This is a genomic window from Micromonospora sp. WMMD723 (assembly GCF_049863385.1).
GTDB classification, from domain to species: Bacteria; Actinomycetota; Actinomycetes; order Mycobacteriales; family Micromonosporaceae; genus Micromonospora; species Micromonospora wenchangensis.
The window spans coordinates 1-12,607 of record NZ_JBMKNR010000008.1 but is presented as its reverse complement, the minus strand read 5'-3'; the positions used below and the strand labels follow the sequence as shown (position 1 = coordinate 12,607).

6 protein-coding genes, 1 pseudogene and 1 CRISPR repeat array are annotated in these 12,607 nt (G+C 68.2%); of the genes and pseudogenes, 4 read left to right on the top strand and 3 right to left on the bottom strand.

What is annotated here, in order from left to right; translation table 11 throughout:
* The 4 genes from ACN261_RS32370 to ACN261_RS32355 form a co-directional block, all read left to right on the top strand.
* On the top strand, positions 1–2,865 hold a 2,865-nt coding region (locus ACN261_RS32370; protein WP_425853781.1), incomplete at its 5' end, for an NACHT domain-containing protein.
* Positions 2,866–3,406: 541 nt separating this feature from the next.
* On the top strand, positions 3,407–7,366 hold the full coding sequence (locus ACN261_RS32365; protein WP_425853779.1) for an Ig-like domain repeat protein: 3,960 nt from the start codon (positions 3,407–3,409) through the stop codon (positions 7,364–7,366).
* Between the two features lie 325 nt (positions 7,367–7,691).
* Complete coding sequence (locus ACN261_RS32360) at positions 7,692–8,219, top strand: RNA polymerase sigma factor (protein WP_425853778.1); 528 nt, start codon at positions 7,692–7,694, stop codon at positions 8,217–8,219.
* Positions 8,216–9,193 (top strand): hypothetical protein, encoded by a 978-nt coding sequence (locus tag ACN261_RS32355; RefSeq protein WP_425853777.1) that lies wholly within the window; start codon positions 8,216–8,218, stop codon positions 9,191–9,193. Before ACN261_RS32360 ends, ACN261_RS32355 begins: the two co-directional genes overlap by 4 nt.
* A gap of 125 nt (positions 9,194–9,318) precedes the next feature.
* Here the strand turns inward: ACN261_RS32355 and ACN261_RS32350 are convergent, their stop codons facing one another.
* From ACN261_RS32350 to ACN261_RS32340, 3 genes and pseudogenes are all read right to left on the bottom strand, one after another.
* A complete protein-coding gene (locus tag ACN261_RS32350) occupies positions 9,319–9,933 on the bottom strand; it encodes an HNH endonuclease family protein (protein WP_425853782.1) in 615 nt (204 codons plus the stop codon).
* 598 nt (positions 9,934–10,531) lie between these two features.
* Positions 10,532–11,043: direct repeats of the CRISPR family, unit length 29 nt; unit sequence CTGCTCCCCGCGCATGCGGGGGTGATCCC.
* Positions 11,044–11,142: 99 nt separating this feature from the next.
* Positions 11,143–11,682 carry an NUDIX hydrolase gene (locus tag ACN261_RS32345; protein WP_425853776.1) on the bottom strand — a complete coding sequence of 180 codons (540 nt, stop codon included), beginning with the start codon at positions 11,680–11,682 and terminating at the stop codon, positions 11,143–11,145.
* Positions 11,682–12,607, bottom strand: a pseudogene (locus ACN261_RS32340) (hypothetical protein); the annotation flags it as partial. The pseudogene ACN261_RS32340 and the gene ACN261_RS32345, both read right to left, overlap by 1 nt.

The window sequence follows — 12,607 nt, the reverse complement described above, 5'->3', positions numbered from 1 at the left end:
AATCGGATTGACCGGACGCAACGCCTGGCGGCTGGCCATGCGGCTTTGGTTGTCGGCGCGTACTTTGGTGCCCTGCCCGCAGTAGACATCACCGGCAGCGAGCTGGTGGTGCTGGCCGTCGGCAACCGGCCAGATGGGGAGCGTCTGGGCGACTTGGCGAGGGCCCTCCTTCAATCGGGCGTGCCCGCGCCCGCACCCCATCAGCCACACGAAGCACTCGTCGACGAGATCGAGGCCTTCTACCGACGTCTTTCCGATTCGGTGCGGCGCTTCCTCTCCGGCCTCTCGGCCTGGGAGAAGCTTGACTCGGCTGAGCGTGAGCGCATCATCAACGCCTTGGACGGCAGCGTCGTGGACAAGGCGATGGCTGAGTACCAGGCCAGCTTCCGTCGTATGGCTGGCGATGTCCCGGAGTTCGCCTTCTGGGTCAACCTCTTGGATCATCAAGCCACACGTCAGCGCATGGACGAGCTTGCGGTCGGGGTAGCGGCCTTGCGGCAAGCGTTGGCGTCGATCGCCCCGCAGCGTGTCGCCGTTGAAAGGCGTACCGCGCTTTCTCGCGCCTATACTGCGTCGCTGCTCGATCCTGTACTTGATGCCGAGAGCGGCGACTCGGGTCCGCGCATCCCCGATATCGCCTCCTCCTACATCAACCCCTCGTTTCGTGTGGCTGCCGTGACTCCGCAGGATCCCCTCGCTAGCGAGGGGTGGTGGGAGCAGGTGCCCACGCACGACGATCTCATGCGTTTCATGGTCGGTCACCTGACGTCGGCACCGGCGACTGCCGCACCACTGCTGCTGCTCGGCCAACCTGGATCGGGAAAATCACTACTTACACGGATGCTGGCCGCAACGCTGCCGCCTGAGGACTTCGTTGTGGTTCGTGTTCCGCTGCGCGATGTCCCCGCCGACGCGACCCTGCAGGAGCAGATCGAGCAGGCGATCTTCGACGCGACCGGCGAGCGTGCGACGTGGCCAGAGGTGGTGAGCGCGGTCGCGGGTGCGCTTCCCGTGGTACTTCTCGACGGCTTCGACGAACTTCTCCAAGCTACCGGCGTGAGCCAGTGGGACTATCTGCAGAACGTCGCACGGTTCCAACGCCGCGAGGCCGCCGAGGGGCGGGCAGTTGCAGTCGTCGTCACCACCCGTACTGCCGTTGCCGACCGAGCGCGTCCGGCAAAGGACACAGTCGCCCTGCGACTGGAGCCATTCGCCGAGGGGCAGATCGCGCGATGGCTCTCTATATGGAACGCAGAAAACAAGGACTATTTCGAGGAATCTGGCCTACGGCCGCTGTCCCTCGCGGCGGTAGCACCTCATCGCGACCTTGCCTCACAACCGCTGCTGCTACTGATGCTGGCGATCTACGATGCCCACGACAACGCGCTGGCCGCCGACGGCGATGCGGCGCTCAACCCAGCCGACCTCTACGAGCGACTACTGAGCCGCTTCGCGTGGCGCGAGGTCACGAAGGCAGCCGCCGACGTCCCCGAGAGCCACCTGAACGTCATAGTTGAGGAAGAACTGCTGCGATTGTCGATGGTCGCTTTCGCTGGCTTCAACCGCGGACGACAGTGGGTCACTGAGGCAGATCTCGACGCTGATCTTCCTGTTCTGCTCCGAGCCGGAGCTGTTGCGCCGGCCACGAACGTACGGCGGACGCTCACGGTCGGCGAGACTGTCCTGGGTCGGTTCTTCTTCATCCACGAGGCTCGCGCGCGGCGCGACGGTCAGGCGTTGCAGACGTACGAGTTCCTGCATGCAACCTTCGGCGAGTATCTGGGTGCCCGAGCCCTGGAGCGAGAGTTGGCTGACCTTGTCGATTACGAAATACTGCAGAGCCGCCGAAGCCGCAACGCACCGGTCAACGACGACTTCCTACATGCCCTGCTGTCCTTCTCCGCGATCAGCCAGCGTCAGACCACCTTGGACTTTCTCACCGACCGGCTTGCCAGATGGGAGGAGCAACGACGGAACATCGTCCGGATGATCCTGCTGGACCTTTTCCGATACGCGCTGGAACCTCGCGAACGCGGCCGATTCGCCGACTACGTACCGGCGCTGCTGTCCGTGCCAGCCCGTCACGCTGTCTATTCGGCCAACCTGGTGCTGCTGCTGGTCGCAGTGGGCGCTCCCTTCACCACCGATGACCTGTTCCCCAACGACGATGACCGGATCGACGCGTGGCGTCGTCTCACGCTGCTCTGGAGGTCGCAACTCCGGCCAGACGCGTGGAGCCGACTTGTCGGCACTCTCGGGGTACAGCGGGACTGGGCCGATGGACACCGGATCCTGGTGTTGTCCAGAGACCGATCATGGCCCCGCACGGACGCCCCGACCCCGAACCTCTACTGGACCGGAGAGGTGCCTTCCGTCACCACCGAGGATCAGGAGTTCGTGCGCGGGTCGTTCTCATGGATCCAGGCAAACGATCGACTCCGGCAGTGGCAAACGAACTTCCATTGCGACCCACTGGACGACCTAGCCCATCACGCGCTGGAGCCGATCACGACGACGATCGACGACGCCGTCACGATGGTCCATGGCTTCTGGGGTGAACGCGCCATCTCGGCAGCGCAATCATTGATCACGCTCTGGCTCCATGCGTCGGCTGGCTCCAATCAAACCGAGCTGCTTGACGCCTTCCAGGTCGCCGTCGAAATCGCACGACGGGGCTTCCCACCAACCGGCGTCGAGGCACGGCGTACGTACCGCGTAATCCTGCTCCGCACCCTTCGCGACCAGCGCGACCGGCTTGGCCCCACGCATACCGCCGCAATCCTGCAGCAACTCGCGACTGAGGATGGGACCGACGAGCCCGACGACCTAGCCTCGTTGATGGACGGCATCCTCGGCTCGGACTAACTCCGATCGAGGGAGCGCAGTTCTGCCATTGTCCCAGCAGTCACAGGCAAGGTTCACCGGTGCATGACGACCACGACCGGCGCGTGCCCGGGGGTCCGGGCGGCGCATGAGGGGGCACCCTGCTTCGCGTCGGTACGACGAACTGCCGCCGCGATGGCGGGGCTTCGCGCAACAGGCCACACGGGATGGTTCGAGCCGTCGATGGTGTCCGTTGAGAACCGACGGCGCTGGCTGGTCGGAAAAGCTACCGCCCTGGAGGTCGCTCACCGCGTACCGGCTGATCTCCGCCGGTGCGATCGGCGGTCGGACGCTGCGGTCGGACGGGTGGCGGTGGCCGTTGGGTTGGTCACGCTGTCTGGTATCCAACATTCGATGAGGTTGATGGAAGGGGGTTCGGAAGCCTGCAGGGACGGTGTCTGCGGAGACCGGGCAGGCGGATGCCAATGATGCTCGGCTGAGGGGAGGTCCAGCGGTGGTGGAGAGCCCCAGACCGGTTCGGTCGACATCACGTGTGCGATGGCGCACAGCCCAGGTGGGACGCATGGCTCGGCGTGCAGTGGCCGGGCTGCTTGTCGTGCCCTCCGTCGTGCTCTTCCTGCCGGGACTGACGGTGGAGGCGGGGGCGGCGGCCGGTTCGGCGCGGGTGACGGTGGCGGTGGAGTTGTCGGCCGCGCCAGTCGTGGAGGGCGCTCCGTTGACCGCGACGGTGACGGTGGCTGGCGGTGATCCAGCTGCCGTGCCCTCGGGCACCGTTCGATTCACTGTCGATGGTGCGACCTACGGGACACCTGTCGAGTTGATCGGTGGCAAGGGCACGGCCAGCGTGTCTGGTTTGACGGTCGGCACTCATGCGGTCGGCGCGGCGTACTCGGGGGACAACGCCTTCGCTGCCGCTGACGCAGGTCCGGGAGCGACGGAGGTAGTGGTGCCAGCGGGCGCGACCCGGTTCGTGGGGCTGCCGCCGGCCCGGATCCTGGATACCCGCCCCGGCCAGATGATCGGGTACACGGGCGGCAAGCCTGCCGCCAAGGCCACGGTCACCCTCCAGGTCGGTGGGCGCGGGAGCGTGCCGGCGGATGGTGCGAGCGCGGTGGCCCTGAACGTGACGGCGGTCGACCCTGTCGCGGGTGGCTTCGTGACCGTGTGGCCGACGGGTCAGCCACGGCCGGTGGCGTCCCACCTGAATATCGAGACCGCCGGGCAGGTCATCCCGAATCTCGTCGTCGTCCCGCTGTCCGACAGCGGCCAGGTCAGTCTGTACACGCTGTCGAGCCTGCATCTCGTCGCGGACGTGGCGGGGTACTTCACCGGGGCGTTGACGGCTACGGCGGGCCGGTTCGTCCCGCTGAGCCCGGCCAGGCTGCTCGACACACGCAGTCGGATCGGCTACCCGGGAGTGAAGCCCACTGCCGGGACCACCGTGACGTTGAAGGTGGCGGATCGGGGCGGCGTCCCTGCCGTGGGTGCCGCGGGGGTCGTGCTGAACGTGACGGCGACGAACTCGGCACCGGGGTTCGTGACGGTCTGGCCCGGCGACGGGCCCCGCCCGGCCGCCTCGAACCTGAACATCTCCCGGGCGGACGGGACGATCTCGAACGCGGTGTGGGTGCCGCTGGCGGCCGACGGCACGGTGAAGCTGTACGTGGCGCAGTCCTCCCACCTCATCGCCGACGTGGCCGGTTGGTTCACCGGATCGGCGGCGGCGGACGGCACCGCGGGGCTGTTCGTGCCGACCCGACCGACCCGGGTGCTCGAGACGCGTCCCGGCCAGCAGATCGGCTACTCCGGGGGTAAACCGGCGGCCGGCGCCACCCTCGCCGTGCGCATCGCCGGCCGCGAGCCGGTGCCGTCCACCGGCGCCGCCGCCGTCGTCGCGAACGTGACCGCCACCGAGACCGCGAGCAGCGGCTACGTCACCGCCTACCCCGCCGACGCCGATCGACCGGTGGCGTCGAGCCTGAACCTCGAACAGGCCGGACAGACCCGTCCCAACCTGGTCACCACCCGACTCGGCGGCGGATCGTTCCACCTCTACACCACCGCCGCGACGCACCTGCTGGTCGACGTCGCGGGATACTTCACGCCGGAGCTGAACCCGGCTGCGCCGGTCACCCGACGCGAGACCTACCAACCGGCGAGCGGCACCACGGTCCTGGAACCGGCGAGCGTGTCCGCGGTAAGCGGCGACACGGCGAACGGCTACACCCTGACCCTCATCCCGGGCACGCCCCGGCCTGCCCCAGGTGCCGGCGTGGTTCTCAAGGGCGGGGGTGAGGTGTCCCCGCAGGGCCTGGCCGGGATCGTCGGCACGGTCACGTCCGAGGCGAACGGCACCACGACCGTCACGGTGACGCCGGCACCACTGGACCGGCTGTTCGACAACCTGACCATCGGCTACGACGGCCCCGTCGACCTGATCCCGCAGGACGTCAACCCGCCCGCCGGACGACCGGGCACCGGGGCGGGCCCGCGCAGACAGTCCGGGGTCGTCACCGGGTCCACCAGCATCGACCATTCGATCATCAAGTTCGGGCCGCAGGCCCTGCGGTGCACGGTGGCCGACGGGGTGGAGGTCTCGGTCGCGGTGGCGCGCTTCGAGAACACGCGGGTGCACTTCGAGCAGCGCACCGGCCTGTTCACCACACCGTTCCTGAGTTTCTGGATCCAGACCGAACCGGTCGTCGAGTTCTCCGCAGCGGTGCAGGGCAAAGTCACCTGCGCGCTCACCGACGCGTTCCGCCGGGACCACAAGCTCACCTGGGTGCTGCCCACCCAGATCCCGGTGACCGTCGACCTCGCCCCGGCCTTCCAGTTCGAAGCGACCGTCGCCGGGAAGGTCACCTTCACCCAGCACTTCTACCGCATGGTCGGTGTCAGCACGAACCCCGACCTGTCCCTGCACGTCTACAACGCAGGCTCACAGACCGGCGAGGGGGTCACGGTCACTGGCGAGCTGTCAGCGTCCCTGCTCATCGGCGCGGACGTCTCGGTGAAGGTGCTGGGCATCGCCGGGCTGGGCGTCAACCTGGGGCCGAAGTTCACCGCGTCGGTCGACACGGCACGGTGCGTCGCGCTGACCGTCGGCATCCACGCCGACTTCGACGTGCGCTTCAACGCGTGGGTCAAGGAGTTCAGCTACACGTTCCTCAGTTTCACCCTGGGCCCGTGGAACATGTACTACCGGTGCCCGGGCAGCGGCGACGGCACCGGTCCCGGCGGCGGCACGCTGACCGTGCGCACCACCGCGCTTCCCGACGGCACGGTCGGCCGCCCCTACCGGGCGGCGCTCGCCGTGAACGGAGGAACAGCGCCCTACACCTGGCAGGCCACCGGCCTACCACCCGGCATCAGCGCCACCGCGGGCGGGCATCTCGGTGGCACGCCCACCGGGGTCGGTAGCACCACGATCGCCGTCACGGTGACCGATGCGAAAGGCAAACGCGCGAGCGCCCATGCCACCCTGCGCGTCACCGGCACGACGGCGGCCGGACCGGAACTGATCTCCGTCGCCCGCACCGGCGGCCCAGCCAACGGCCAAACCTACGCCCTGATGACCGGCGCCGACGCAAGGTATGTCTACTTCCAGTCCGACGCGACCGACCTGACCGCCGACGCCAGCAGCCGGGACGTCTCGGTCTACCTGCGTGACCGGTCCGTCGGCGTCACCCGCCGCATCGAGCTACCGGGCGGCACCGGACCGGTGAACCAACTCCTCGCCACCTCCTCCAACGGCCGCTACGCCCTGGTGTCCAACGGCGACGAGCCCACCTTCTGGCGCTACGACGCACACGCCGGCACCGCGGTGCCCCTGCCGTTCGGCAACTGGACGAACTCCAGGTCCTACTCCATCTCCGACGACGGAGACCTGATCAACCTCGGCGGCGTCACCGTGTACCGCCTCAGCGACGGCACACAGACGGTGATGACCTGCCCCGACGGGCGGAACCTGTCCCGCAGCCCGTGGTCCGTCCGGTTCGCCGGCGACGGCACGACCGTCTACTTCACCGCGGACGACTGCGGCCAGAGGCAGACCAGCGCCTTCCGCTTCACCCAGGCCACCCGGACCACCACCGCGTTCCTCACCGGGATGTGCTGGTGGAACGCCGGCAACAGCTGCGTGGAACAGGTCGTGCCCAGCGACTCCGACGCGCACACCGCCGTCGTCCGGCTCGCCCCGGCCGGTAACAACCTCGCCTACCGACTATTGCTCGACCGCGTGGAGATCCCCTCAATCGTCGGCACTCATCTGCACGTGTGCGGGGTGGCAGACGACGGCCCTGGGGTAGTGTTCGCTGCCCCCACCACACTGCTACCCGGTGGAAGCCCACAGGGCTACAGCGTCTTCCTGTACCGCTCCACCACCGGCGAGATCACCCGCGTCTCACCTGCGGCAGACTCCGCCGAGGAATCCTCGTACTGCTCGAACCGGGGGCTCGCCGCCCAGACCGGACAGGTCGCCTACACGTACCACGGCCAGGCGTACCTCAGTCTGGTCCCATAGTGGACGGCGCTTGCTCCCCTCGGACGAGCGCCTGCTGCCGCGCACGACCATGATCATTGCTTTCCGTAACAGCCGGATCACGATTCGTTTTAGCGTGTAGACCTCATCACTGTCCGCGAGCCTCTTCTGAGTAGCGACGATTCACGTCGTTCACGCCCCCGAGGAGGATGTCCGTGCTAGGTACACCGTGGTGCGGTGGCATGCACTGGTCGAGACGGTGCACCCGTCCCGTCGCCGACCACGATTGGCGCAGGTCACACCACGGGCTTCAGCGCCCGAGCTCCACCTGCCCCGTGTCCTACGACGCGGGCGTGGGATGCGGGAGGTGACCACCGATGAGGCGAACGAGCAATTCATCTCCTTCTACACAGCGTGGCGAGGAAAGCTGTTCAAGGCCGTGGCGGCGTGGACCGGCGACCGGCACGCCGCCGAGGATGTCGTACAGGAGGTCATGATCCAGGTGCGGCGATACTGGGGCCGCTACTCGCGGCCCGAGATCCTGATGTACCGGCTGGCACGCCAGCAGCTCGCCCGGCGCAATGCCGTACCGGTGCAGATGGACTCACTGGAACAACACCATGACACCGAGGAACACACCGCTGGTCCTGGCCGTGACCTGGATCAGAAACTGGACCTGCTCGCCGCGTTGCGTCAGTTGCCGACCCGACAACGGGAAGCCGTGGTGCTGACTGAAGTCTGTGACCTCGACCAGTCCACCGCCGCGGAAATCCTCGGTATCAGCGTGTCGGCCCTCAAGACCCATAAGGCCCGAGGACTGCGCACCCTGTACGAGCGGCTGGCTGGACGAATGGCCGGCGCGAGAGCCGACCTCGACGGAGGGAACCTCACGTGAGCATTGCCGACGAACTAAAAAGTGCCGTAGACACCTGCCTGGGCCCTCGGTCGACCCGCAACACCTCGGTCGAGGCCCGGCGGGTCCTGCACCTGCACGCCCGCCGGGCGGCCGACCCGAAGCAGCGCCGACAGATGGACGACACCATCGCCGACGTCGAACTCGGCTATTCCGCCTACCTGCTCGGTGTGCACTACCAAATCCATGGACAACGAGACCTCGCCGAGCACTGGCTCCACGTCGCCGCGGTCCGCGATGTCGCCGACGCCGCCGTACGCCTGGCGATGCTGCTCGAATACCGGTCCGTGCTCACCGCCAACACCAGCATCGACACGGCGCCGACACCTGACGACGACCTGGCCCGGGCCCGCCGGTGGTACCAAGTCGCCGCGAAGGCCGGCTACAGCCCCCACGACGACGGCGACCCCGCTCCCCTGTCACCGCTGACAGCCGACTGTTGCCCCGCAGTCGAACACGCCGCCGGCGTCGAGACCACCGACGAGATCATCAGCAGCGCCCGACGCCAGGCCAGCGCACTGCTCCGCCAAGCCCGTGCCGACGTCAAGGTGATCATCGACGCCGCCCGACACGAGGTCGACGATCTTGCCCGGCAGCGCGCCGAGGTCGAGAGGCAGATGCGGCTCTTGCAGCACATCGTCACAGAGATCGCCGCCGTCGAGACCCAGCCCCGACAGCGCTGGCGACGGTTCTTCGCCAGGGCCCGCACCGCCACCCCCAGCAGCGAGTCGGATGCCTGGCAAAGAATGCGTGAGCACCTCCGCGCACACGACGGCACGCCTCAGCGACGGGCGGTTCGCCGATTCCTGATCACCCGGATCTTGACCCTGCTGAAACTCGGCGACGCTGCGGAACTGGACATCCTCGACCTCGACGTCGAAACCAAGGAAGCAGTTCCCACACGCCGCTCCCCCTGGGCGCGACCAGAGGCATCTATGCGGGCCCGCGCAGGGTAAGCACCACGGGGCCGGACGACTTCCGGAGATCTGCGGAGTCCACTGGCCGCCGGCCCACGTCCCCGCTGGCGGCCGGTGCCAGCCGACGCTCGCCGAGCTTTGGTCGGCCGATCCAACTGGCAGTCTCAGGAGCAGGTGTTGAGCATGCTCTGCAGGGCGGACTTCTCCGACGATTGCAGCCGCAGGCCCCAGGTGTACTTCACGGTGATCCACATCTTGCTGTAGGTGCACCGGTACGACGACAGGGGCGGCTGCCATGTTGACGGGTCCTGGTCGCCCTTGGACTGGTTGATGTTGTCGGTCACCGCGATCAGCTGCGGGCCGGACAGGTCGTTGGCGAAGCTCTGCCGGCGGCTGGTCGTCCAGGAACTCGCCCCGGAGCGCCACGCCTCCGCCAGAGGGACCACGTGGTCGATGTCGACGTCCGACGCGGCGGTCCAGGTCGCCCCGTCGTACGGGCTGTACCAGCGCCCCGACGTGGCCTGGCAGGAAGAGTTGACCACGACCGACGTGCCGTCGCGTTTGAGGACCTGTTCTCGGGTGTCGCAGCTGCCGCTGACGGTGGTCCAGTGGGGGAACAGGTCCCGGGAGTAGCCACTGGTGGAACCCTCGGCGGCGACGGTGAGGGCGTTGAGCTGCGACTGCGCCGTCGCCTTCGACGGGATCCCCGGCGGCGTCGCCGCCGCCGTCCCCGCGATGCCCGCCGAGAGGGCTGCGCCGACGAACGTGGCGAAGGCCAGCGTCACGGCACGCACCCGGGGTCAGGCCGGCCCGGACGTCTTCGTGGTCGGTCCTGACATGCCATGCCTCCAGGTAACCATCGACAGCAGATGCAACCATCATCTTCGATGGAGGTGACGGTGGGATGGCATGCCCGTGAACAGCCGCAAAACTCAGTCACAACTCGTACGCCCCTACGGACTCTGCCCGGTATGTCTACGACAGCCACCGGCTCCGCCGACTTCGCGTTGGCTACCATCCTCTGTGAGCCGCGAGCCTCAACCAGCGGAACAAGGACCGACCACATGAACAGGCCGCCAGTCAAAGTGAAGAAAAACAGCGTAGTTGATCTTTAACGCCCCAGGTCAAGAAGTCTGCTCCCCGCGCATGCGGGGGTGATCCGACCACCGCCGCGTACGCGATCGGCAACCACGCCTGCTCCCCGCGCATGCGGGGGTGATCCGGAGCGCATCAACACCGAGGCGCACGCCGCCGGCTGCTCCCCGCGCATGCGGGGGTGATCCCTCGGTCGGGTCGAGGCCGTCCATCGACGGCATCTGTTCCCCCGCGCATGCGGGGGTGATCCGTTGTCCGGCGGCGGCCAGCGCACCACCTCGATCTGCTCCCCGCGCATGCGGGGGTGATCCCTTGCCGGCGGCCCCTGCCTCCACGAACTGCTCCCCGCGCATGCGGGGGTGATCCCCGGCGGACGATGTGTGTGGGGATCACGTACTCCTGCTCCCCGCGCATGCGGGGTGATCCCCCGGGCGTGACCGGTGCCTGCCGGCCGTCCCACTGCTCCCCGCGCATGCGGGGGTGATCCCGAATGCGTCACCGTCACCACCCCGGTGGCCGGCTGCTCCCCGCGCATGCGGGGGTGATCCCTGCGCGGTGAACGGGACCGGCGTGGTGCCGGCCTGCTCCCCGCGCATGCGGGGGTGATCCCCGGGAGGCGGACGAACGTGAGTAGGTGGACGACTGCTCCCCGCGCATGCGGGGGTGATCCCATGTCGAAGCCGGGCGGCAGGGCGTCACGGAGCCTGCTCCCCGCGCATGCGGGGGTAATCCCTACTGGCGGCAGCGCGACGGTCTGGAGCGGTGCTGCTCCCCGTGCATGCGGGGGTGATCCCGTAGACATGCGGCAGCCGGTGCCGGGCTGCTTCCGCCATGCAGGGATGTGGCCAGGCTGGGCCGCTTCCCCTTTGCCTGCGCGCACGAAGGTGCCAGCGTCAACCCGTGGCTGGGTGGCCAGCGAGCAGGTAGAGCAGTGCGACGAGGGTCGTTCCCGCGACGATCTGCTTCTTGTTGATGAGCTCTGGGATGTCGACAAGTGGCACCCATTCCACCTTGTCGCTCTCGAAGCTGTCCTTGGGTGGACCAACGTGGGTCGCGGCGTTGGCGGTGAAGATGTGGTGTTCGCTGGTCATGAGGCCGGGTGAGGGTTGGCTGTAGACGAGTGGGCGGATCGGTCGCTCGGGGCGCCAGCCGGTTTCCTCCTCGGCTTCCCGGGCGGCCGCGTCGGCGGGGTCTTCTCCGGGGCGGATGCTGCCGTGGGGGATTTCCCAGCCCCAGGTGTCGGTGATGAACCGGTGCCGCCAGATGAGGAGCACCTTGTGGTCGGTGACGACGGCGAGGCCGGCTCCGGGTGCTGCGGTGCGGATGATCCGGTGGTCGAGGTGCCGGCCGTCGGGTAGCTCGACGTCGGCGCTGGCGACGTGGACCCACTGGTCGCGGTAGAGGTCGCGTTCGGAGTGAACTGTCCAGCGCATCAGGTTCCTATCGGTGGTAGGTGCGGGTGTGCACGGTCGAGGAGGTCGGCTACTGCGGGGTGGGCGGCGTGGGGGCGTAGGGCGGTGATGACCTGGGTGACCCGGTCGTGCAGGCGGCCGGATTCCATGCCGGTGACCCGGTCGAGCATGTGGGCGGCGGCGTGCGCGCTGCGGTCGAGGTCGCCTCGCGCGGTCAGGATGAGTGACAGTCCTGCGTAACGGTGGGCTTGTCCGCGTAGGTGGGTGGCGGTGCCGGTCCGTACGGATTCCTCGGCGTAGGTCTGCGCGGCGGTGAGGTCGCCGAGCCGGCGGAGGGCCTCGGCGATCTGGGTTTCAACCAGGCCAGGTTGGACGTACGACACCTCGGCTGGGCTTCCTGCATGAGGGATTCGGCCGGCGAGAGTTTCGGCGTGCCGGAGGTGTGGGTGGCTGCCGGTCGAGTCGCCCATGCGTGCGTACGCCTTGCCGGCGAGGGCGTGCAGGTCTGCGGTCAGGGCCGGCGAGATGGTGGTGCCGGCCGCTCGGAGGGCGGCTTGGGCGTACTGCACGACGAGCCGGTATTCGTCCAGGTAGAGCGCCTGGTTGGCCATCAGGGCGACGACGTAGGCGCCGAACGCCCGGTCGCCGGAGGCTTTGGCCAGCCGCAGCGCGGTCAGCAGGTGCCGTTGTGCCAGGGGCTGTTGGTCGGCGTCGTAGGCACAGACTCCAGCCAGGGCGGCAAGTCCGCCCACGGCCCGGTACAGCTCACGCCCCCGGGCGTTGTCGTACGACGCGCGCAGCAAGGGTGCGGCCTGCGCGGTGAGGGTGGCCACGACGCGGGCCTTGACCGGTACGCCGCCGACCCGTCGATACATCTCCTGGTAGCGGGCTCGTGCGTTTCGTAGTCCGGCGATGTCGGTGGGGTCGACCCGCCGGTGCCCGAGGT

Excerpts from the sequence above, each read along its gene's own strand:
- ACN261_RS32365 (WP_425853779.1), top strand. The coding sequence starts at position 3,407 with ATGGCTCGGCGTGCAGTGGCCGGGCTGCTTGTCGTGCCCTCCGTCGTG.
- ACN261_RS32345 (WP_425853776.1), bottom strand. The coding sequence starts at position 11,682 with ATGCGCTGGACAGTTCACTCCGAACGCGACCTCTACCGCGACCAGTGG.